This window comes from Burkholderia seminalis DSM 23518 (assembly GCF_902832885.1).
Taxonomy (GTDB): Bacteria; Pseudomonadota; Gammaproteobacteria; order Burkholderiales; family Burkholderiaceae; genus Burkholderia; species Burkholderia seminalis.
In genome coordinates, this window is record NZ_CADFDK010000001.1 from 229,353 (window position 1) to 251,284 (window position 21,932).

Genomic DNA, 21,932 nt, shown 5'->3' on the forward strand with positions numbered 1-21,932 from the left:
ATGCATGTTGTTCAAACCTCATCGCTTTGTACCTAAGACAGTTGCAGCGGCCGCGCTCGCCGCTCACGGCCTCGCGGCGCATGCAGCGGCACCGTTCGTGGTGCAAGACATCAAGATCGAGGGGCTGCAGCGCGTCGAAGCGGGTTCGGTGTTCGCCTATCTGCCGATCAAGCAGGGCGATACCTTCACGGACGACAAGGCATCCGAAGCAATCCGCGCGTTGTACGCGACGGGCTTTTTCAACGACGTGCGCATCGCCACGCAAGGCAACGTCGTCATCGTGCAGGTGCAGGAGCGTCCGGCCATCGCGTCGATCGACTTCACCGGCACGAAGGAATTCGACAAGGACAACCTGACGAAGGCGCTGCGCGCGGTCGGTCTCGCCGACGGCCGCTACTACGACAAGGCGCTCGTCGACAAGGCGGAGCAGGAGCTCAAGCGCCAGTACCTGACGCGCGGCTTCTATGCGGCCGAAGTCAAGACGACGATCACGCCGGTCGACGCGAACCGCGTGTCGATCCTGTTCGCGGTGGCCGAAGGCCCGAGCGCGAAGATCCGCCAGATCAACTTCATCGGCAACAAGGCGTTCAGCACCAGCACGCTGCGCGACGAGATGCAGCTGTCGACGCCGAACTGGTTCTCCTGGTACACGAAGAACGACCTGTACTCGAAGGAAAAGCTCACGGGCGACCTCGAGGCCGTACGCTCGTACTACCTGAACCGCGGCTACCTCGAGTTCAACATCGAGTCGACCCAGGTGTCGATCTCGCCCGACAAGAAGGACATGTACCTGACGGTCACGCTGCACGAAGGCGAGCCGTACACGGTGTCGGGCATCAAGCTGTCGGGCAACCTGCTCGATCGCGAAGCCGAACTCAACAAGCTGATCAAGATCAAGCCGGGCGACCGCTTCTCGGCCGAAAAGCTGCAGCAGACCACCAAGTCGATCGTCGACAAGCTCGGTGAATACGGTTACGCATTCGCGACCGTCAACGCGCAGCCGGACATCGACCAGGCGAACCACAAGGTGAACCTGAACCTCGTCGTCGATCCGAGCCGCCGCGTGTACGTGCGCCGCATCAACGTGGTCGGCAACACGCGCACGCGCGACGAAGTGGTGCGTCGCGAAATGCGCCAGCTCGAAAGCTCGTGGTTCGATTCGAACCGCCTCGCGCTGTCGAAGGACCGCGTGAACCGTCTCGGCTACTTCACCAACGTCGACGTGACGACGGTGCCGGTCGAAGGCACGAACGACCAGGTCGACGTGAACGTGAAGGTCGACGAAAAGCCGACCGGCGCGATCACGCTGGGCGCCGGCTTCTCGTCGACGGACAAGGTCGTGCTGTCGGCCGGCGTGTCGCAGGACAACGTGTTCGGTTCGGGTACCAGCCTGTCGGTGAACGTCAACACCGCGAAGAGCTACCGGACGCTGACCGTCACGCAGGTCGACCCGTACTTCACGGTCGACGGCATCAAGCGGATCACGGACGTCTACTACCGCACGTACCAGCCGCTCTACTATTCGACCAGCTCGAGCTTCCGGATCATCAGCGCGGGCGGCAACCTGAAGTTCGGCATCCCGTTCTCGGAAGTCGACACCGTCTACTTCGGCGCGGGCTTCGAGCAGAACCGCCTCGACGTCGATTCGAACACGCCGCAGAGCTACCAGGATTACGTGAACCAGTTCGGCCGCGTGTCGAACACGGTGCCGCTGACGGTGGCATGGTCGCGCGACGCGCGCGACAGCGCGCTGATTCCGAGCCGCGGCTACTTCACGCAGGCGAACATGGAGTACGGCGTGCCGGTCGGCAAGATCCAGTACTACAAGGCCGACCTGCAGGCGCAGTACTACTATTCGTTCTCGCGCGGCTTCATCCTGGGCCTGAACCTGCAAGGCGGCTACGGTAACGGTATCGGCAACCCGTACCCGATCTTCAAGAACTACTACGCGGGCGGTATCGGCTCCGTGCGTGGCTACGAGCCGAGCTCGCTGGGCCCGCGCGACACGAAGACGAACGACCCGATCGGCGGTTCGAAGATGGTCGTCGGCAACATCGAACTGACGTTCCCGCTGCCGGGCACGGGCTACGACCGCACGCTGCGCGTGTTCACGTTCCTCGACGGCGGTAACGTGTGGGGCAACGCGCCGGGCGGCACGAGTACGGGCGCGAACGGCCTGCGCTACGGCTACGGTGTGGGTCTCGCGTGGATCTCGCCGATCGGCCCGCTGAAGCTGAGCCTCGGCTTCCCGCTGCAGAAGCACGAAGGCGACCAGTACCAGAAATTCCAGTTCCAGATCGGGACGGCGTTCTGACCGAACGCATGACAACAGCAACGAGAGGGTAATTTTGCTAACCGGTAAGTTTTCGAAACGAGTGATGTGCGCGCTGACCGTTGCGCTGGCCCTGGGCGCGGCAACGGTGCACGCACAGGACGTCGCCCGCATCGCGGCGGTCAATTCGGATCGGATCCTGCGCGAGTCGGCGCCCGCGAAGGCGGCGCAGACGAAGCTCGAAGCCGAGTTCGCGAAGCGCGACAAGGATCTGCAGGACCTGGCCGCGCGCCTGAAGTCGATGTCCGACTCGCTGGACAAGAACGGCACGTCGCTGTCGGCGGCCGACCGCGCGCAGAAGCAGCGCGACCTCGCCCAGCTCGATACCGACTTCCAGCGCAAGCAGCGCGAGTTCCGCGAGGACCTGAACCAGCGTCGCAACGAGGAGCTGGCGGCCGTGCTGGAGCGGGCGAACAAGGTCATCAAGCAGATCGCCGAGCAGCAGAATTACGACCTGATCGTGCAGGAAGCCGTGTACGTCAGCCCGCGCATCGACATCACCGACAAGGTGCTCAAGGCGCTCGCGTCCGGCTCGGCGAACTGAACGGAGCAGACGACGAATGGCATTGACGCTTGAGGAACTCGTAAAGCGGTTCGGCGGCGAGATCGCCGGCGACGCACAGTGCAAGGTGGGTGGGCTCGCGCCGCTCGACCAGGCCGGCCCGCAGCAGCTCGCGTTCCTCGCGAACCCGAAGTACCTGTCGCAGGTCGAGTCGACCCGCGCGGGCGCGGTGCTGATCGCACCGAAGGATCTCGAAAAGCTGGGCGCGGCGGCCGGCGGCCGCAACTTCATCGTGACGCCCAATCCGTACGCGTACTTCGCGCGCGTCGCGCAGATGTTCATCGACCTGGCCACGCCGCAGCGCGCCGCCGGCGTGCATCCGAGCGCGACGATCGATCCGGCCGCGAAGGTCGCCGCGAGCGCGGTGATCGGCCCGCACGTGACGGTCGAGGCCGGCGCGGTGATCGAGGACGGCGTGCAACTCGACGCGAACGTCTTCGTCGGCCGCGGCACGACGATCGGCGCCGGCTCGCACTTCTATCCGAACGCATCGGTGTACCACGGCTGCAAGATCGGCCCGCGCGCGATCGTCCATGCGGGCGCCGTGATCGGCTCCGACGGTTTCGGCTTCGCGCCGGATTTCGTCGGCGACGGCGATGCGCGCACCGGCAGCTGGGTCAAGATCCCGCAAGTCGGCGGCGTGACGATCGGCCCGGACGTCGAAATCGGCGCGAACACGACGATCGACCGCGGTGCGATGGCGGATACCGTCATCGACGAATGCGTGAAGATCGACAACCAGGTGCAGATCGCCCACAACTGCCGGATCGGCGCGTACACGGTGATCGCCGGCAAGGCGGGCATCGCGGGCAGCACGACGATCGGCCGCCACTGCATGATCGGCGGCGCGGCCGGGATCGCCGGCCACGTGACGCTCGGCGACTATGTCATCATCACCGCGAACTCGGGCGTATCGAAGTCGCTGCCGAAGGCCGGCATCTATACCAGCGCGTTCCCGGCCGTCGATCACGGCGAATGGAACAAGAGCGCCGCACTCGTGCGCAACCTCGACAAGCTGCGCGAGCGCATCAAGGCGCTCGAAGCCGCGCTCGCCGCCCAGGGCGGCACGGGCGCCTGAGCGCATCATGCGAGACCACCAACCGGGCACGGCCAGCGCAACCGGCCCGGTTTGCCAGACTGGGCCGCGCGGCGGCCCGCTTCAGCCTTTGCATCACCACCGCGCAGCCTCTGCGTGAGACGAACCATCATGAGCACTGAAAAAATCAATCTCGACATCCACAAGATCCTCACGCTGCTGCCGCATCGCTACCCGATTCTGCTCGTCGACCGCGTGCTCGAACTCGAACCGCACAAAGGGATCAAAGCGCTGAAGAACGTGTCGATCAACGAGCCGTTTTTCCAGGGGCATTTCCCGAAGCGGCCGGTGATGCCGGGCGTGCTGATCCTCGAGGCGCTCGCGCAGGCGGCTGCGTTGCTGACCTTCGCGGAAGAGCAGCCGAAGGATCCGGAGAACACGCTGTACTACTTCGTCGGCATCGACGGCGCGCGGTTCAAGCGCGTGGTCGAGCCGGGCGATCAACTGATTCTGAACGTGACGTTCGAACGCTACATCCGCGGCATCTGGAAGTTCAAGGCGGTGGCGGAAGTGGACGGCAAGGTGGCGGCGGAAGCCGAACTGATGTGCACGGTCAAGACGGCCGACGCGGCGCCCTGAGCGACGCGGCACGCATGGGCAACGCAACGCGACACATCACATCGAGAGGCAACGGCGCATGACCAGGATTCATCCCACCGCGATCGTCGAGCCGGGCGCGCAGATCGACGAATCGGTCGAGATCGGCCCGTACGCGATCGTCGGTCCGCACGTCACGATCGGCGCGCGCACGACGATCGGCTCGCACAGCGTGATCGAAGGCCATACGACGCTCGGCGAAGACAACCGCATCGGCCATTACGCGTCGGTCGGCGGCCGTCCGCAGGACATGAAGTACAAGGACGAGCCCACGAAGCTCGTGATCGGCAACCGCAACACGATCCGCGAGTTCACGACGATCCACACGGGTACCGTGCAGGACCTCGGCGTGACGACGCTCGGCGACGACAACTGGATCATGGCCTACGTGCACATCGGCCATGACTGCCGCGTCGGCAACCACGTGATCCTGTCGAGCAACGCGCAGATGGCCGGCCACGTCGAGATCGGCGACTGGGCGATCGTCGGCGGCATGTCGGGCGTCCACCAGTTCGTGCGCATCGGCGCGCACTCGATGCTGGGCGGCGCATCGGCGCTCGTGCAGGACATCCCGCCGTTCGTGATCGCGGCCGGCAACAAGGCCGAACCGCACGGGATCAACGTCGAGGGGCTGCGCCGGCGCGGTTTCTCGCCCGATGCGATCTCGGCGCTGCGCAGCGCGTACCGCGTGCTCTACAAGAGTGGCCTGTCGTTCGAGGAAGCAAAGGTGCAGTTGCGCGAGCTGGCGGAGGCGGGCGGCGACGGCGACGTGCCGGTGAAGGCGTTCGTCGATTTCATCGACGCGTCGCAACGCGGCATCATCCGCTAAGCGATGCCGCTTCCGACCAATCAGCTCCGGCTCGCGATGGTGGCCGGCGAGCCGTCGGGCGACCTGCTCGGGGCGTCGCTGCTCGGCGGGCTGCGCGAGCGGCTGCCCGAATCGGCCCAGTATTACGGGATCGGCGGGCAGCGGATGATCGCGCACGGCTTCGATTCGCACTGGCAGATGGACAAGCTGACCGTGCGCGGTTATGTCGAGGCGCTCGGCCAGATTCCCGAGATCCTGCGGATTCGCGGCGAACTGAAGCGCCAGCTGCTCGCCGAGCGGCCTGACGCGTTCATCGGCGTCGACGCGCCCGACTTCAACTTCAACGTCGAACAGGCCGCGCGCGACGCGGGCATTCCGTCGATCCACTTCGTGTGCCCGTCGATCTGGGCATGGCGCGGCGGCCGGATCAAGAAGATCGCCAAGTCCGTCGATCACATGCTGTGCCTGTTCCCGTTCGAGCCGGCGATCCTCGACAAGGCCGGCGTCGCATCGACCTATGTCGGCCATCCGCTGGCCGACGAGATTCCGCTCGAACCCGACACGCACGGCGCGCGCATCGCACTGGGGCTGCCCGCGGACGGCCCCGTGATCGCGGTGCTGCCGGGCAGCCGGCGCTCCGAGATCGCGCTGATCGGCCCGACCTTCTTCGCGGCGATGGCGCTGATGCAGCAGCGCGAGCCCGGCGTGCGGTTCGTGATGCCGGCGGCGACGCCCGCCCTGCGCGAACTGCTGCAGCCGCTCGTCGATGCGCATCCGCAACTCGCGCTGACGATCACCGACGGCCGCTCGCAGGTCGCGATGACGGCCGCCGACGCGATCCTCGTGAAGAGCGGCACCGTCACGCTGGAAGCCGCGCTGCTGAAGAAGCCGATGGTGATCTCGTACAAGGTGCCCTGGCTGACCGGGCAGATCATGCGCCGGCAGGGCTACCTGCCGTACGTCGGCTTGCCGAACATCCTGGCGGGGCGGTTCGTCGTGCCCGAGCTGCTGCAGCATTTCGCGACGCCCGAGGCGCTCGCCGATGCGACGCTCACGCAGTTGCGCGACGACGCGAACCGCCGCACGCTGACCGAAGTGTTTACCGAAATGCATCTTTCGCTGCGGCAGAATACGGCCGTGAAGGCGGCCGAAGCCGTCGTGCGCGTGCTTGAACATCGCAAGGGGCGCGCATGACCGCAGTACGCGTCCCACGCCGGCGCGCGTCGATCGACGTGCAGGGCGGTTTCGACTTCAGCCGCCCCGACGAGATCGTCTGCGGCGTCGACGAAGCCGGCCGCGGCCCGCTCGCCGGGCCGGTGGTGGCCGCCGCGGTGATTCTCGATCCGGCGCGGCCGATCGACGGGCTCGACGATTCGAAGGCGCTGTCCGCGAAGAAGCGCGATGCGCTGTACGAGCTGATCGTCACGCGTTCGCGCGCGTATTGCGTGGCGTCGGCGAGCGTCGACGAGATCGACACGCTGAACATCCTGCACGCGACGATGCTCGCGATGAAGCGGGCCGTCGAGGGCCTGTCGGTCCTGCCGACGCTCGCGCAGATCGACGGCAACCGCTGCCCGACGCTGACCGTGCGGGCCGAGGCGATCGTCAGCGGCGATGCGCTCGTGCCGAGCATCTCGGCCGCGTCGATCCTCGCGAAGGTCACGCGCGACCGCATGCTCGTCGACCTGCACGAGCGCTTCCCGGTGTACGGTTTCAACGTGCATGCGGGCTACGGCACCGCGAAACACCTTGCCGCACTGCGCGAGCACGGCCCGTGCGAAGCGCATCGACGCACTTTCGCACCGGTGCGTGCGGCACTCGACCTGATTCGATGAAAAGCATCACTTCCCGCGACAACCCGTTGTACAAGCGCCTGAAGGCGCTGGCGGGTTCGACGCCCCATCAGCGCCGCAGCGGCCAGGCGCTGCTCGAAGGCTTCCATCTCGCGAGCGCGTACCTCGATACGGGCGCGACGCCCGAGCTGTGCGTGACGACCGAGGGCGCGCTCGGCCACGCGGAAGCGCAGACGATCGTCGCGCGTATCGACGCGCAGCGGGTCGTCACGCTGCCCGACGCACTGTTCGGCCAGTTGTCGAACGTCGTCAACGGCGTCGGCTTCCTGCTGCTCGTCGACCGGCCCGAACATCCGCTGCCCGCGCGCGTCGTGCATACGTCGATCGTGCTCGACGGCGTGCAGGATGCCGGCAACGTCGGCTCGATCCTGCGCAGCGCGGCGGCGGCCGGCGTGCGCCACGTCTTCTGTGCGCCGGGAACGGCGTACGCGTGGTCGTCGAAGGTGCTGCGCTCGGGCATGGGCGCTCATTTCCTGCTGTCGATCCACGAGGATGTCGACGCTGCCGCGCTCGCCGAACGGCTCGACGTGCCGGTCGCGCTGACCGATTCGCACGGCGCGCAGGCGGTCTACGACTGCGACCTGTCGGGGCCGGTCGCCTGGGTGTTCGGCAACGAGGGCGCCGGCGTGTCGGCGTTCTGGCGCGATGCGGCCACGCATCGCGTGACGATTCCGCAGCCGGGCGGAATGGAGTCGCTGAACGTCGCAGCGGCGGCCGCGGTGTGCCTGTTCGAGCAGCTGCGCCAGCAGCGGCCTGCCTGACGCACGGCGCGCGCCAAGCGCCGCACGACGAAAAAAGGCCGCGTTCGACGCGGCCTTGCCGTTTCCGGCGGCGGCCATGCGGCCGCCCGTGCGCCGGTGCTCAGTACGACTGCCGGTCGAGACGGATTTCCTGCAGGATCGTCGTCGCGATTTCCTCGATCGACTTGTGCGTCGACGACAGCCACTTGATCCCCTCGCGACGCATCATCGCCTCGGCCTCGTTGATCTCGTAGCGGCAATTCTCGGGGGCCGCGTACTTGCTGCCGGGACGGCGCTCGTTGCGGATCTCCGACAGGCGCTGCGGGTCGATCGACAGTCCGAACAGCTTTTCGCGGTGCGGGGAGAGTGCCGACGGCAGCTTGCCGCGCTCGAAATCCTCCGGAATCAGCGGATAGTTTGCCGCCTTCACGCCGTACTGCATCGCAAGGTACAGGCTCGTCGGCGTCTTGCCGCTGCGCGACACGCCGACGAGGATCACGTCGGCTTCCGACAGGTTGCGGTTCGACTGGCCGTCGTCGTGCGCGAGCGAGAAGTTGATCGCCTCGATCCGCGTCTTGTACTCCTCGGTGTCCGCATTCTGGTGGCCGCGGCCCATCGCGTGGCTCGACTTGAGCTCCAGTTCCTGCTCGAGCGGTTCGACGAAGCGCTGGAACATGTCGAGCACGAGCGCGTTTGAGCGCTTGACGATGTCGTTCGATTCGCTGTCGACGAGCGTCGTGAACACGATCGCGCGGCGGCCATCGTGCACGGCGGCCTCGTTGATCTTCTCGACGGTCGCATAGGCCTTGTCGGGCGAGTCGACGAACGGCACGCGCACGAGACGGAATTTCTGGTCGAACTGGGAGAGGATCGAGTGCGCGAAGGTTTCGGCAGTGATCCCGGTGCCGTCGGAGACGATGAATACGGTAGGCAGCATGAATCTGGACGTCGAGCGTGAAGGGCGGTTGCGCGGGCGGCTGGAGGTGCGCCTCCAGACCCAGTGACAAGGTCGCGCCACATCCGGCAGCCGGCACGGTAGAATAGCGGCAACCTGTTGGATAAGCAATTGCGGGGGCAGGGCGCGAACGGCGCCCGCGGCTTGACCGCTGGATTCCAGAATTCCCGGCAAGTCTGGCGATTTGTCTGCATATATCGCCCTTCTGCCGGGATTTTTGCAAATCGGGTCGGAATATTTTCCGCCGCTGCGAGTGTTTATCTAACAGGTTGCGCAAGACGCGCCGCGCCTTTTTGCAAGCGCCCGCGTTCGAGCCCACTTGCGCGATCGAGCATTTTTTTCACACTTAGGGGCTTGTATGACTAACGCAGCAAACGTCGCAAAGGACCAGGCGTATGTAATTCCGTTCGAGCAGTTGCGGATGACCGATGTGGAGATCGTGGGCGGCAAGAATGCGTCGCTCGGCGAGATGATCAGCCAGCTTTCCGAAGCAGGCGTTCGCGTACCCACCGGTTTCGCCACGACCGCGCTCGCGTTCCGCGATTTCCTCAAGCACAACGACCTCACCGATCGTATCGCCAAGCGTCTCGAGTCGCTCGACATCGACGACGTGAAGGCGCTCGCCGAAGCCGGTGCCGAGATCCGCAAGTGGATCGTCGACGCACCGCTGCAGGCGCGCCTCGAGGAAGAAATCCGCGCGCAGTTCGACATCCTCAAGAACGGCTCGCCGAGCGAACTGTCGTTCGCCGTGCGTTCGTCCGCGACCGCGGAAGACCTGCCCGACGCATCGTTCGCCGGCCAGCAGGAGTCCTACCTGAACGTCGTCGGCATCGAGGACGTGCTCGACCGCATGAAGCACGTGTTCGCGTCGCTGTACAACGACCGCGCGATCTCGTACCGCGTGCACAAGGGCTTTACGCACGCGGAAGTCGCGCTGTCGGCCGGCGTGCAGCGCATGGTCCGCTCGGACGTCGGCGCCGCCGGCGTGATGTTCACGATCGACACCGAATCGGGCTTCAAGGACGCCGTGTTCATCACGTCGAGCTACGGCCTGGGCGAAACCGTCGTGCAGGGCGCGGTGAACCCGGACGAGTTCTACGTGTTCAAGACGACGCTCGCCCAGGACAAATACCCGATCATCCGCCGCTCGATCGGCTCGAAGCTGATCAAGATGGAATTCACGCAGCCGGGCGAGCCGGGCCGCGTGAAGACGGTCGACGTGCCGCACGAACAGCGCAACCGCTACTCGATCACCGACGAGGACGTGATCGAGCTGGCGAAGTACGCGGTCATCATCGAGAAGCACTACCAGCGTCCGATGGACATCGAGTGGGGCAAGGACGGCCGCGACGGCAAGATCTTCATCCTGCAGGCACGTCCGGAAACGGTGAAGAGCCAGGCAACCGGCAAGGCCGAGCAGCGCTTCAAGCTGAAGGGCCAGTCGCAGGTGCTGGCGACGGGCCGTGCGATCGGTCAGAAGATCGGCGCGGGCCCCGTGCGCGTGATCCAGGATCCGTCGGAAATGGAACGCGTGCAGCCGGGCGACGTGCTGGTGGCCGACATGACCGACCCGAACTGGGAGCCGGTGATGAAGCGTGCGGCCGCGATCGTCACGAACCGCGGCGGCCGTACCTGCCACGCGGCGATCATCGCGCGTGAGCTCGGCGTGCCGGCAGTCGTCGGCTGCGGCGACGCGACCGACGTGCTGAAGGACGGCGCGCTCGTCACGGTATCGTGCGCGGAAGGCGACGAAGGCAAGATCTACGACGGCCTGCTCGAGACGGAAGTCACGGAAGTGCAGCGCGGCGAACTGCCGGAAATCCCGGTCAAGATCATGATGAACGTCGGCAACCCGCAGCTCGCGTTCGACTTCTCGCAACTGCCGAACGGCGGCGTGGGTCTCGCGCGTCTCGAGTTCATCATCAACAACAACATCGGCGTTCACCCGAAGGCGATTCTCGAGTACCCGAACATCGACCAGGACCTGAAGAAGGCGGTCGAGAGCGTCGCGCGCGGTCACGCATCGCCGCGTCAGTTCTACGTCGACAAGCTGACCGAAGGCGTCGCGACGATCGCGGCGGCGTTCTATCCGAAGCCCGTGATCGTGCGCCTGTCCGACTTCAAGTCGAACGAGTACAAGAAGCTGATCGGCGGTTCGCGTTACGAGCCGGACGAGGAAAACCCGATGCTGGGCTTCCGCGGTGCGTCGCGTTACATCGCCGAGGACTTCGCGCAGGCGTTCGAGATGGAGTGCCGTGCACTGAAGCGCGTGCGCGACGAGATGGGCCTGACCAACGTCGAGATCATGGTGCCGTTCGTGCGGACCGTGAAGCAGGCGGAGCGTGTCGTCGGCCTGCTCGAGAAGTTCGGCCTGAAGCGCGGCGAAAACGGCCTGCGCCTCGTGATGATGTGCGAAGTTCCGACCAACGCGATCCTCGCCGAAGAGTTCCTGGAGCACTTCGACGGTTTCTCGATCGGCTCGAACGACCTCACGCAGCTCACGCTCGGCCTCGACCGCGACTCGGGCATGGAACTGCTGGCCGTCGACTTCGACGAACGCGACCCGGCCGTCAAGTTCCTGCTCAAGCGTGCGATCGATACCTGCCGCAAGATGGGCAAGTACGTCGGTATCTGCGGCCAGGGCCCGTCCGATCACCCGGACTTCGCACAGTGGCTGACCGACGAAGGCATCGTGTCGATCTCGCTGAACCCGGACACGATCATCGACACGTGGCAAGCGCTCGCCGCGAACCGGAAGTAACGCCCGGTAATGCATCTTCGGCGAAGGAGCGGCAACGTCGCTCCTTCGATGAAGGCAAAATGCAAGGTTCATGCTATAAACACCCCGGTAAGCACCGGGGTGTTTTTGTTTGTCGGTACAGGTACACGCCGGGCCGCCCCCGCGGGGAGTAGCGAGCGAGAGCAAGCGCGGGGGCGTTTTCGAGGAGACCACAATCATGTCGGGGCATCTGTTCTGGTGGGTCGCGGTGGGCGTGCTGGTCGTCGCCGAGTTGCTGACCGGTACGTTTTATCTGCTGATGATCGCGCTCGGCTTTCTCGCGGGCGGGTTGCTGCAACTGGCCGGTTTCGCGCCGCACGTGCAGTTCGGCGCGGCGGCCGCGGTCGCGATCGTCGCGATGATCGCGCTGCGCCGTTCGGGGCTCGGCCGCAAGCAGAAGCGCGACACGTCGACGAATCCCGACGTCAATCTCGATATCGGCTCGACCGTCACGGTCGACGCGTGGCACGACGGCCGCGCGCGCGTGCAGTATCGCGGCGCCGACTGGGATGTCGAGCTCGCGCACGGCGAGCGCGACGATGCGCACGTCTATCAGGTGAGCGCCGTGCGCGGCAATTGTCTCGTGGTCGTGGCGAAACCCGCGGGCTGATCGTCCGCTGATACAACAAGGAGGGAATATTTCATGGATTCGCTGATCATCTGGGTTGTCCTGCTCGTCATCGCGATCGTGATCGTGTCGAAGACGGTGAAGATCGTGCCGCAGCAGCATGCATGGGTGCTGGAGCGCTTCGGGCGCTATCACGCGACGCTGTCGCCCGGCCTGAACATCGTGCTGCCATTCGTCGATCGCATCGCGTACCGGCACGTGCTGAAGGAAATTCCGCTCGACGTGCCGAGTCAGGTCTGCATCACGCGCGACAACACGCAGCTGCAGGTCGACGGCGTGCTGTACTTCCAGGTGACCGATCCGATGAAGGCGTCGTACGGGTCGAGCAACTTCGTGCTCGCGATCACGCAGCTCGCGCAAACCACGCTGCGCTCGGTGGTCGGCAAGCTCGAACTCGACAAGACGTTCGAGGAGCGCGACTTCATCAACCACAACATCGTGTCGGCGCTCGACCAGGCCGCGGCGAACTGGGGCGTGAAGGTGCTGCGCTACGAGATCAAGGACCTGACGCCGCCGAAGGAAATCCTGCACGCGATGCAGGCGCAGATCACCGCGGAGCGCGAGAAGCGCGCGCTGATCGCCGCTTCGGAAGGCCGCAAGCAGGAGCAGATCAACCTCGCGTCGGGCGCGCGTGAAGCGGCCATCCAGAAGTCCGAAGGCGAGCGGCAGGCCGCGATCAACCAGGCGCAGGGCGAGGCCGCCGCGATCCTGGCGGTGGCCGATGCGAACGCGCAGGCGATCCAGAAGATCGCGAATGCGATCCAGTCGCAAGGCGGGATGGATGCGGTGAACCTGAAGGTCGCCGAGCAGTATGTGAACGCGTTCTCGAATCTCGCGAAGCAGGGCAACACGCTGATCGTGCCGTCGAACCTGTCGGACCTCGGTACGGCGATCTCGTCGGCGCTGACGATCGTCAAGAACGCATCGACGCCCGCGAAGGGCTGAACCGCGCGCAACCGCGGCCCAGGCGGCCGCCGCGTGCGATCGGCGTGCGGCGAATCGTCGCGCAGCCGGGCGACCGGCAGGCAGGAATCAGATCGCCCAAAGCAACACGGCCCGCTTCGAGCGGGCCGTGTCGTCTGCGTGGCAGGTCGCGTGCGTCAGGTGCCGGCGCGCATGATGCGTGCCTTTTCGCGTTCCCAGTCGCGCTTTTTCTCGGTTTCGCGCTTGTCGTGCAGCTTCTTGCCCTTCGCGAGCGCGATGTCGCACTTCACGCGACCACCCTTGTAGTGGAAGTTCAGCGGCACGAGCGTGTAGCCGCGCTGCTCGACCTTGCCGATCAGTTTCTTGATTTCCTCGCGGTGCAGCAGCAGCTTGCGCGTGCGAACCGGGTCGGGCTTGATGTGCGTCGAGGCTTCGGGCAGCGGGCTGATATGGGTACCGATCAGGAAGATCTCGGCGTTCTTCACCACGACGTAGCCTTCCTTGATCTGGCCGCGCCCGGCGCGCAGCGCCTTGACTTCCCAGCCCTCCAGCACGAGCCCCGCCTCGTAGCGTTCCTCGATGTGATAATCGAAGTGCGCTTTCCTGTTGTCGATGATGCTCATGAAAGGATCGGCCCAACTCGTTTAAAATCACGATTTTAGCAAAGCGGGGCGGGAATCGCCCGGCTTGCGTTCCCACCTCAAGCGATGCCGCGCGATTTATGGCAGATGTCCAGAAAACCGTATTGATCCGCCATTCGGCGGAACAGATGTTCGACCTCGTCACCGACGTGGCCGACTACCCCAATTTCCTGCCCTGGTGCGGCGGTGTCGAGATTCGCCGTCAGGACGAGAGCGGGATGGAAGCGCGCATCGACATCAACTTCAAGGGCATCAAGCAGCATTTCGCGACGCGCAACACGCAGCAGCGCCCGACGCGGATCGACATGGAGTTCACGGACGGCCCGTTCAAGAAGTTCACGGGCTCCTGGCGCTTCACCGCGCTGCGCGCCGATGCGTGCAAGATCGAATTCGCGCTGCATTACGAGTTTTCGAGCATCCTGCTCGAAAAGATCATCGGGCCCGTGTTCAGCCACATCGCGAACACGTTCGTCGATTCGTTCGTGAAGCGCGCGGACCAGCGCTACGGGAAGGGGTGACGCGATGCTGTCGATCGAAGTCTGCTATGCGCTGCCGGACCGCCAGACGCTGATTCCGCTGTCGCTGCCCGAAGGCGCGACCGTACGCTCGGCGATCGACGCGAGCGGCGTGCTCGTGCTGCATCCGGAGATCGATCTCGCGCACGCGAAGACCGGCGTGTACGGCAAGTTCGCGCCGCTCGACGCGCCGCTCGCCGATCACGATCGCGTCGAGATCTACCGCCCGCTGATCGTCGACCCGAAGCTGGCGCGCCAGCGGCGCGTCGACAAGTCCCGCCGCGACGGCTCGATCGAGGGCCGCAAGTGGATGCACAAGGACGCGCGCTGACGCGTTTTTCGTTCCGATTGGCCTGATCGCACGCCGCGACGCGCTCAGTGGGCCGCGGCGTTTGCGTTTGTCGGCGCGCTGCCCGGCGTGTCGCCGTGCTGCCGCACCGCGCCGTACACGCCGGCGAGCAGCAGCACGAGCGCGGTGATTTCGAGCGCGTGCGGCATCCGCTGGTCGTACACGAACGCGTACAGCATCGCGAACACGGTTTCGAACACGATCAGCTGTCCCGACAGCGTGAGCGGCAAGCGCTTCGACGCCGCATTCCACAGGCCGTTGCCGAGCCACGACGCGCCGATCGCGAGCCCGAGATTCAGCAGCCAGAACAGCTGCCAGCGCGACGCCGGGACGGCCGCCTGCACCGTGCCGGCGGGCAGCGCGAGGATCGCGATCCAGCAGAGCGCGCCGATCAGGCCCGTCACGACACCCCATAGCACCGACCATTCGTTGCCGTCGAAATGATGATGGCGCTGCAGGTAGCGTGCGTTCGCGACCGCGTACCAGGTCCAGCTGGCGAGCGCGCCGGCCGCGCAGGCGATGCCGGCGAGTTTCTGGCCGAGGGTGGTCGCATGCGCGGCTTCGGACGTGAACAGGTCGACGTTGATGCAGGCGATGCCCGCGATCACCAGTGCGAGCGGGGCGGCGAGCCGCCGCAGCGGCACGGCGCCGTGGTCGCCGAGGCCCGCGAGCGTGACGGTCACGGGCAGCACGCCGACGATCAGCGAGCTGGGCGCGATGCCGATCAGATGCACGGCGCCGGACAGCAGCATGTAATACGCGACGTTGCCGATGACGGCGAGCCTCACCAGCGCGACGAGGTCTTCGCGGGTCAGCCGCGCGAGCAGCGAGCGGGCGGCGGGCAGGGCGGCCGCGAGCGACACGATGCCGTACATCGCGTAGCGGCCGGCGCTCAGCAGCAGCGGCGAGAAGTCGGTCAGCAGCCGCGGAACGAGAAACACCATGCCCCACAGGGCGCCTGCCAGGACACCATAAACCACGCCGCGCTGCATCGACCGCTCCGAACGAATGACTGATGTGCGCGCATCTTAGCGACGCCGTCGCGGCGGTGTCTTGTTCATTCCTGCACTCGGCATGGGGCGCGGCGCGTCGGCCGGCGGCGGCGAATCAGCCCTCGGCCGGATCGGGCGAGGCGGGCGCGCCGTCGCCCGCTGCACGCGCGCGTGCCGGGCGCCGCACGGCGCGCAGCGTGCCGCTGTTGCCGCCGCCGCAGTAGAAGCGGTCGCGGCCGTCGGATTCGAGCCCCGATACGCCGACGCCAGCCGGCATGTCGACCTGTTCGAGGACCTGGCCCGTGTGCGGGTCGACGTGCCGCAGGTCGCTCTGGTCGGCTTCCCACGTGCCGTGCCACAGCTCGCCGTCGACCCACGTCACGCCGGTGACGAAGCGGTTCGATTCGATCGTGCGCAGCACGGCGCCCGATTCCGGATCGATCTGATGAATCTTGCGTTCGCGGTACTGGCCGACCCACAGCGTGCCTTCGGCCCACGCGAGCCCCGAGTCGGCGCCGCCGCCGGGGGCCGGGATCGTCGCGAGCACGCGACCCGATTCGGGATCGAGCTTCTCGATGCGGTCCTCGACGATCTGGAACAGGTGGCGGCCGTCGAACGCCGTGCCTGCATGCGCGGCAACGTCGAGCGAGCGCACGGTCGTGCCGCGCTCGGGATCGAGCGCATTCAGCTTGTCGCCGGACGCGTACCACACGTGCCGTCCGTCGAACGTGACACCGTGCACGCCGTCGACGCCCGGAAACGGGCCGTATTCGCGAATGATCTCTGCCGTGGAGCGTTTCATGTTCGTCCCCTCGTCGTTCGATGCGGCCATCCTAATCGCCCGGCAGCGGCGCCGGGAGTAACAAGGTCGTCGCGAATCCGGGCAGCGGTGGCGTCATCCAGCGGCGCGCGCGGCCGCGGCCGAGCGCCTGCACCTTGCCGGCCTCCGCGAGCGTGTCGAGCGCGCGTTGCACGGTGCGCTGGCTCGCGCCGAGCGCGAGCGCCAGCGCGGAACTCGACCACGCTTCGCCGTCGGCGAGCAGCGCGAGGACGGCCGCGTGGCGATCGTCGACCGGGCGTGCGAGGACGACGGTCTCGCGTACGCCGAGCGGTTCGAGCGCAAAGCCGCGCGGTGTCGCGACGACGTTCGCGAGCGGGCGCAGCACCGCGCGCAGCCGGCCGATCTCGACGCGCAGCCGCGCGCGATGCGATTCGTCCGCCTGTTTGGCGCGGAACGCGGCGGCCACGAGCGCATTGCGCGACACGTCGGCCGGCCAGGCTTCGCCGAGCGCGCGGGCGAGCACGAACAGCACGGGGCGGCGCGCGAGCGACACGGTCGTGCGCGCATCGCGCACGGTGTGGCGGCACGCGTCGACGACGAGCGAGTTCGACGCGAACAGCGTCTCGACTTCGTCGAGCGGCACGAGCCGCGACGTGCCGCGTGCGATGAGTCGCGCGGCCGGTGCGTCGAGCACGCGGGCGGCGGTGTCGACCTCGGCCATCAGCGCGGCGATACCGGCGTCGCGGGCGGCCGCGCGTGCCCGGGCGAGCGCGGCGCGGGCCGCGTGCGTGCGGAGGCGGCGCATCGCGATGCCGGCCGCGATCAGTTCATGGGCGGCGCGCGACGCGGACGGCAGCGGTGCGGGATCGAGATGCGCGAGCAGCCGCTCGGCGTCGTCGACATGGCCGATCAGCAGCAGTCGGCGTACGCCGAGATAGCGTGCATGCGCGGCATTCGCGCGGTCGCCGTGCGCGTCGAGCGTCGCACAGGCCGCATCGAGTGCGCGCGTCGGCCAGCGCAAGTCGCGCGACGCGAGGGCGATCTCCGCTTCCGCGACGACGCAGCGCGCGCGTGCGACGGCTTCCTTCGTGCCGAATGCGCGGGCGGCGCTGCGCACGAGGGTGCGCGCGCGCTCGAAATCGCCGAGCTGCGCCATCGCGATGCCGCGCAGCGCGAGCGCCGGCGCATCGTCGCGCAGCGCGACGCGGTTCAGCGCGCCGAGTGCGTCACCGGCCGCGAGCGCGCGCGCGGCCGCGGTGATCAGCGAATCCATCCGAATCCCGACACACTTGTCACTCCCTCCGGTCCGATGCCCGCCACTAATCTAGCACCACGCACACGGCGCCGTCCGCCGTGCCCGGATACCCACCGAAGGAGGACCCCGCAATGACGACCCATCTCACCGGAACACGCGACGAATGGCTGGCCGAGCGCCGCGCCTTGCTCGATGCCGAAAAGGCGCTGACGCGGCAAAGCGACGAACTCGCGCGGCGGCGCCAGGCGTTGCCGTGGGTGCGTGTCGACAAGACCTACCGGTTCGACACCGAAGACGGGCAGGCGACGCTCGACGACCTGTTTCGCGGCCGCTCGCAACTGCTCGTCTATCACTTCATGTTCGGCCCCGACTACAAGGCCGGCTGTCCGTCGTGCTCGGCGCTTGCCGACGGCTTCGACGGTTTTGCCGTGCATCTCGCGCACCACGACGTGACGCTTGCGGCCGTGTCGCGCGCCCCGCTCGCGAAGCTGCTCGCCTACCGCGAGCGGATGGGGTGGGCCTTCCCGTGGGCGTCGTCGGTCGGCAGCGATTTCAACTTCGATTTCAACGTGTCGTTCACCGAAACGCAGCAGCGCGCGGGCGACGTCGAATACAACTACGCGCGGGCCGGCCACGCGATGGACATGGATCCGCCGCCGGCGCCCGTCGTGCAGTTCGCGGCGACGTGCGGCACCGACGCGCGCACCTATTCGCTCGACCGGCCGGGGATGAGCGCGTTCGTGCGCGAGGACGGCGCCGTCTATCACACGTATTCGACCTATGCGCGCGGGCTCGACGGGCTGTGGGGAATGTACCAGTGGCTCGATCGCGCGCCGCGCGGACGCAACGAGGCCGGCCCGTGGTGGCGCCGCCACGACGAGTACGCGCGCGGCTGAGCGGGCCGGCGACGGACGGGGCGTGCGACGATGCGACCGCCGACCGCCGACCGGCGACACCGGCCCCGATCCGCGGGCATTCGGTGGGGTGGTCGCCGTCGTGTTCGTCGTCGCGGTCATGGCGACCCTCGCGCAGCACGCGTCGATGGCCGCGATGGGCAGCGAACCGATGGCCGGCGGCTGGATGGCTTCGGCCGCATGGCTGCGGCCGTGCGGGCGGGGCGCCGGGCAAGCGTTCGCGGCGTTCGCCGGAATGTGGGGAGCGATGACGGTGGCGATGATGCTGCCGGTGCTGGCGCCGACGCTCAGGCGATATGCACGGCGCGTCGGCCCGCTGGCCACGGCGCGTTCGGCCTGGCTCGTCGTCGTCGCGGGCGTCGGGTATTTCTCGGTGTGGATGGCGCTCGGGGCGCTCGTGTTTCCGGCTGGCGCCGCGCTGACGGCCGCCGCCGCGCGGCTGCCGATGCTGGCGCGTGCGCTGCCGTTCGCGGCCGGTGCGGTCGTATTGGCCGCGGGCATGCTGCAATTCACCGCGTGGAAGGCGCGGCGGCTGGCGTGCTGCCGGCACGTGGCAGGCGACACGCACCGGTCGCCGGTTGTTGCCGGCGCAGCCTGGCGGTTTGGCGTGCGCGCCGCCACGCACTGCAGCGCCTGTTGCGGGAACCTGATGGTGGTCGCGCTGGCGGCCGGCATGATGGACTTGCGCGTCATGGCCGCCGTGACGGTCGCCATCGCCGCCGAGCGCCTTGCGCCGGCCACTTGGCGCGTGGCGCGGATCGCCGGCTGCGCGGCGGTCGGCGGCGGCATCGCGATGATCGCGCGCGCGGCAGGGCTGCTGTAACACATGGCAGACAGGTCGCCTCGACACGTCGCCGGCCTCGCTTCAGCGCGGCGGCGACCGCCGCGTGGCCTGCTCACAACAGGCGGGACGGCCGTTTTGCCGGCTGTTGCGCGAATCGTTCGATGCGGCGGTGAAACGAAAGGCGATCGAAAACGAACCGAACGGCGATCCGAACGATTCGGCCCCCGAACGGCCGAAACCGGCTAAGCCGTTGTTCGTGTTGTGAAAATTCACGGCGCTTCGCGTATAATTCGCTTTTGCGCCCATAGGATTTGCCATGCGTCTGATCCAAAAAGCACTCACTTTCGATGACGTGCTCCTCGTTCCCGCCTTCTCCGACGTTCTCCCGCGCGACACCAGCCTCAAGACCAAGCTGACCCGCAACATCTCCCTGAACATGCCGCTCGTGTCCGCCGCGATGGACACGGTCACCGAAGGTCGCCTCGCGATCGCGATGGCACAGCAGGGTGGCGTCGGTATCGTCCACAAGAACCTCACGCCGGCCGAACAGGCCCGCGAAGTCGCGAAGGTCAAGCGTTTCGAGTCGGGCGTCGTCCGCGACCCGATCACCGTGCCGCCGCAAATGAAGGTGCGCGACGTGATCGCGCTGTCGCGCCAGCATGGCATCTCGGGTTTCCCGGTCGTTGAAGGCCCGCAGCTCGTCGGGATCGTCACGAACCGCGACCTGCGCTTCGAAACGCGCCTCGACGAACCGGTCAAGTCGATCATGACGCCGCGCGAGCGCCTCGTCACGGTCAAGGAAGGCACGCCGCTCGCCGAAGCGAAGGCGCTGATGCACAGCCACCGCCTCGAGCGCGTGCTGGTCGTCAACGACGCGTTCGAACTGCGCGGCCTGATGACCGTCAAGGACATCACGAAGCAGACTGAGCACCCGGACGCGTGCAAGGACGAACACGGCAAGCTGCGCGCTGGCGCGGCGGTCGGTGTCGGCCCGGACAATGAAGAGCGTGTCGAACTGCTGGTGCAGGCCGGCGTCGACGTGATCGTCGTCGATACCGCGCACGGTCACAGCAAGGGCGTGCTCGAGCGCGTGCGCTGGGTCAAGCAGAACTTCCCGCACGTCGAGGTGATCGGCGGCAACATCGCGACGGCCGCCGCCGCGAAGGCGCTGGTCGAATACGGCGCGGACGCGGTCAAGGTCGGTATCGGCCCGGGCTCGATCTGCACGACGCGGATCGTCGCGGGGGTCGGCGTGCCGCAGATCAGCGCGATCGCGAACGTCGCGGATGCGCTGAAGGGTACCGGCGTGCCGTGCATCGCCGACGGCGGCGTGCGTTTCTCGGGCGACGTGTCGAAGGCTCTCGCGGCCGGCGCGAACGCGGTGATGATGGGCAGCATGTTCGCGGGCACCGAAGAGGCGCCGGGCGACGTGTTCCTGTACCAGGGCCGCCAGTACAAGTCGTACCGCGGCATGGGTTCGGTCGGCGCGATGAAGGACGGCGCGGCGGACCGCTACTTCCAGGACAACTCGGCGAACATCGACAAGCTCGTGCCGGAAGGCATCGAAGGCCGCGTCGCGTACAAGGGTTCGGTCAACGCGATCCTGTTCCAGCTGGTCGGCGGCGTGCGCGCCAGCATGGGCTACTGCGGCTGCCGCACGATCGACGAGCTGCACGACAAGGCCGAATTCGTCCAGATCACCGCGGCGGGCATGCGCGAGTCGCACGTGCACGACGTGCAGATCACGAAGGAAGCGCCGAACTACCACGTGGACTGATCGCCGATGAAACCGCTGCTGCGAGCCGTGCTGATCCTCGATGCCGTGCTGCTGCTGGCGTTCGGCGTGCTGTTCGTGCTGACGCCCTGGCAGTCGCTGTTCAACGCGCTGCAGTTGCAGAACATCCAGCCGGTCATGCTCGGCCAGGCGTTCGGCATCGCGTTGCTCGGGCTCGCGTGGCTCGCGTTTCATGCGGCGTTCAACGGTGACCTCACGGCGCCGGTGGCGCGGTCGGTCGGCCACGTGTACTGGCTGACCGGCGTGCTGACGATCGTCTGGTCGCTCGGCGCCGGCAGCGGTCCCGCGCTGGCGGCCGCCGGCAGGGTGCTGTCGGTCGTGGCCGGCGTCGCGCTGATCGTGCTCGGCCTCGGCGGCGTGCGGATCGCAGCGGCCGTGCGCCGGCGGGAGAAGGCGCAGGCGCTCGAGGCACGCGCACCGGCCCAGCGTCCGGCCGAGCCGGCGATGGCGCCGGCGGCGTCGCCCGCACCGCAGCGCGTGGAGCCCGTCGTCGGCCGTCCCGCGGCACCCGAAGCATCGTCGCCGGCGTCATCCGGTTCCAGTCGATCGTCCGGCGGCGTCGCACTCGACGAACGCCCGCCGATGCAGGATTGACCGGCGATGCGTCGCGCGAGCCGCCTGCCGCCCGACGC

General features: G+C 67.2%; 23 protein-coding genes. 17 read left to right on the forward strand and 6 right to left on the reverse strand.

Annotation, left to right across the window (positions count from 1 at the left end; all coding sequences use genetic code 11):
* The first annotated feature begins 4 nt into the window (after positions 1 to 4).
* The 8 genes from bamA (at position 5) to HWX00_RS01070 (ending at position 8,009) form a co-directional block, all read left to right on the forward strand.
* Positions 5 to 2,314 carry an outer membrane protein assembly factor BamA gene (gene bamA, locus HWX00_RS01035; RefSeq protein ID WP_034188843.1) on the forward strand — a complete coding sequence of 770 codons (2,310 nt, stop codon included), beginning with the start codon at positions 5 to 7 and terminating at the stop codon, positions 2,312 to 2,314.
* Between the two features lie 64 nt (positions 2,315 to 2,378).
* A complete protein-coding gene (locus HWX00_RS01040; protein ID WP_034188842.1) occupies positions 2,379 to 2,876 on the forward strand; it encodes an OmpH/Skp family outer membrane protein in 498 nt (165 codons plus the stop codon).
* Between the two features lie 16 nt (positions 2,877 to 2,892).
* Positions 2,893 to 3,972, forward strand: coding sequence for a UDP-3-O-(3-hydroxymyristoyl)glucosamine N-acyltransferase (gene lpxD, locus HWX00_RS01045; RefSeq protein ID WP_034188841.1), 1,080 nt, complete (start codon positions 2,893 to 2,895; stop codon positions 3,970 to 3,972).
* Between the two features lie 129 nt (positions 3,973 to 4,101).
* Positions 4,102 to 4,569 carry a 3-hydroxyacyl-ACP dehydratase FabZ gene (gene fabZ / locus HWX00_RS01050; protein WP_006495559.1) on the forward strand — a complete coding sequence of 156 codons (468 nt, stop codon included), beginning with the start codon at positions 4,102 to 4,104 and terminating at the stop codon, positions 4,567 to 4,569.
* 58 nt (positions 4,570 to 4,627) lie between these two features.
* Positions 4,628 to 5,416, forward strand: coding sequence for an acyl-ACP--UDP-N-acetylglucosamine O-acyltransferase (lpxA, locus tag HWX00_RS01055; RefSeq protein WP_034188840.1), 789 nt, complete (start codon positions 4,628 to 4,630; stop codon positions 5,414 to 5,416).
* Between the two features lie 3 nt (positions 5,417 to 5,419).
* Positions 5,420 to 6,589, forward strand: coding sequence for a lipid-A-disaccharide synthase (gene lpxB, locus HWX00_RS01060; RefSeq protein ID WP_034188839.1), 1,170 nt, complete (start codon positions 5,420 to 5,422; stop codon positions 6,587 to 6,589).
* Positions 6,586 to 7,230, forward strand: coding sequence for a ribonuclease HII (rnhB, locus tag HWX00_RS01065; protein WP_034188838.1), 645 nt, complete (start codon positions 6,586 to 6,588; stop codon positions 7,228 to 7,230). Before lpxB ends, rnhB begins: the two co-directional genes overlap by 4 nt.
* Positions 7,227 to 8,009, forward strand: coding sequence for a TrmH family RNA methyltransferase (locus tag HWX00_RS01070; protein WP_175027165.1), 783 nt, complete (start codon positions 7,227 to 7,229; stop codon positions 8,007 to 8,009). The genes rnhB and HWX00_RS01070 overlap by 4 nt, the downstream gene beginning before the upstream one ends.
* A gap of 100 nt (positions 8,010 to 8,109) precedes the next feature.
* Here HWX00_RS01070 and ppsR read toward each other — a convergent pair whose 3' ends face one another.
* Positions 8,110 to 8,925, reverse strand: a complete 816-nt coding sequence (ppsR, locus tag HWX00_RS01075) for a posphoenolpyruvate synthetase regulatory kinase/phosphorylase PpsR (protein ID WP_034188836.1) — start codon at positions 8,923 to 8,925, stop codon at positions 8,110 to 8,112.
* 376 nt (positions 8,926 to 9,301) lie between these two features.
* Between ppsR and ppsA the strand changes: the two genes are divergently transcribed.
* The 3 genes from ppsA (at position 9,302) to HWX00_RS01090 (ending at position 13,295) form a co-directional block, all read left to right on the forward strand.
* The gene (ppsA, locus tag HWX00_RS01080; protein ID WP_059561843.1) at positions 9,302 to 11,704 is read left to right on the forward strand and encodes a phosphoenolpyruvate synthase; all 2,403 of its coding nucleotides are present in this window, start codon (positions 9,302 to 9,304) and stop codon (positions 11,702 to 11,704) included.
* 193 nt (positions 11,705 to 11,897) lie between these two features.
* The gene (locus tag HWX00_RS01085; RefSeq protein ID WP_034188834.1) at positions 11,898 to 12,332 is read left to right on the forward strand and encodes an NfeD family protein; all 435 of its coding nucleotides are present in this window, start codon (positions 11,898 to 11,900) and stop codon (positions 12,330 to 12,332) included.
* Positions 12,333 to 12,365: 33 nt separating this feature from the next.
* A complete protein-coding gene (locus HWX00_RS01090) occupies positions 12,366 to 13,295 on the forward strand; it encodes an SPFH domain-containing protein (RefSeq protein WP_175027166.1) in 930 nt (309 codons plus the stop codon).
* 155 nt (positions 13,296 to 13,450) lie between these two features.
* On the opposite strand, the gene smpB is transcribed toward HWX00_RS01090, so the two are convergent.
* Positions 13,451 to 13,897, reverse strand: a complete 447-nt coding sequence (gene smpB / locus HWX00_RS01095) for an SsrA-binding protein SmpB (protein WP_006478511.1) — start codon at positions 13,895 to 13,897, stop codon at positions 13,451 to 13,453.
* Positions 13,898 to 13,995: 98 nt separating this feature from the next.
* Between smpB and HWX00_RS01100 the strand changes: the two genes are divergently transcribed.
* Both HWX00_RS01100 and HWX00_RS01105 read left to right on the forward strand, forming a co-directional pair.
* Positions 13,996 to 14,433 carry a type II toxin-antitoxin system RatA family toxin gene (locus HWX00_RS01100; protein WP_034188832.1) on the forward strand — a complete coding sequence of 146 codons (438 nt, stop codon included), beginning with the start codon at positions 13,996 to 13,998 and terminating at the stop codon, positions 14,431 to 14,433.
* A gap of 4 nt (positions 14,434 to 14,437) precedes the next feature.
* The gene (locus tag HWX00_RS01105; protein ID WP_175027167.1) at positions 14,438 to 14,761 is read left to right on the forward strand and encodes an RnfH family protein; all 324 of its coding nucleotides are present in this window, start codon (positions 14,438 to 14,440) and stop codon (positions 14,759 to 14,761) included.
* 44 nt (positions 14,762 to 14,805) lie between these two features.
* On the opposite strand, the gene HWX00_RS01110 is transcribed toward HWX00_RS01105, so the two are convergent.
* The 3 genes from HWX00_RS01110 to HWX00_RS01120 form a co-directional block, all read right to left on the reverse strand.
* Positions 14,806 to 15,771, reverse strand: coding sequence for a DMT family transporter (locus HWX00_RS01110; protein ID WP_175027168.1), 966 nt, complete (start codon positions 15,769 to 15,771; stop codon positions 14,806 to 14,808).
* Between the two features lie 115 nt (positions 15,772 to 15,886).
* Positions 15,887 to 16,573, reverse strand: coding sequence for a Vgb family protein (locus tag HWX00_RS01115; protein WP_049030793.1), 687 nt, complete (start codon positions 16,571 to 16,573; stop codon positions 15,887 to 15,889).
* A gap of 31 nt (positions 16,574 to 16,604) precedes the next feature.
* Positions 16,605 to 17,825 (reverse strand): helix-turn-helix domain-containing protein, encoded by a 1,221-nt coding sequence (locus HWX00_RS01120; RefSeq protein ID WP_175027169.1) that lies wholly within the window; start codon positions 17,823 to 17,825, stop codon positions 16,605 to 16,607.
* A 113-nt stretch (positions 17,826 to 17,938) separates the two neighbouring features.
* On the opposite strand from HWX00_RS01120, the gene HWX00_RS01125 reads away from it, so the two are divergent.
* Positions 17,939 to 18,703 carry a DUF899 domain-containing protein gene (locus HWX00_RS01125; RefSeq protein ID WP_049034476.1) on the forward strand — a complete coding sequence of 255 codons (765 nt, stop codon included), beginning with the start codon at positions 17,939 to 17,941 and terminating at the stop codon, positions 18,701 to 18,703.
* Positions 18,704 to 18,821: 118 nt separating this feature from the next.
* On the forward strand, positions 18,822 to 19,544 hold the full coding sequence (locus tag HWX00_RS01130) for a DUF2182 domain-containing protein (protein ID WP_175027209.1): 723 nt from the start codon (positions 18,822 to 18,824) through the stop codon (positions 19,542 to 19,544).
* A 42-nt stretch (positions 19,545 to 19,586) separates the two neighbouring features.
* On the opposite strand, the gene HWX00_RS01135 is transcribed toward HWX00_RS01130, so the two are convergent.
* Positions 19,587 to 19,811 carry a hypothetical protein gene (locus tag HWX00_RS01135; RefSeq protein ID WP_049029869.1) on the reverse strand — a complete coding sequence of 75 codons (225 nt, stop codon included), beginning with the start codon at positions 19,809 to 19,811 and terminating at the stop codon, positions 19,587 to 19,589.
* Between the two features lie 10 nt (positions 19,812 to 19,821).
* Here HWX00_RS01135 and guaB point away from each other — a divergent pair, with 10 nt between their 5' ends.
* Together guaB and HWX00_RS01145 are read left to right on the forward strand one after the other, a co-directional pair.
* Positions 19,822 to 21,282: an IMP dehydrogenase gene (gene guaB / locus HWX00_RS01140; protein ID WP_034188825.1), complete on the forward strand. Its 1,461-nt coding sequence runs from the start codon at positions 19,822 to 19,824 to the stop codon at positions 21,280 to 21,282.
* A gap of 6 nt (positions 21,283 to 21,288) precedes the next feature.
* A complete protein-coding gene (locus HWX00_RS01145; protein WP_034188824.1) occupies positions 21,289 to 21,894 on the forward strand; it encodes a hypothetical protein in 606 nt (201 codons plus the stop codon).
* Positions 21,895 to 21,932: the final 38 nt, after the last annotated feature.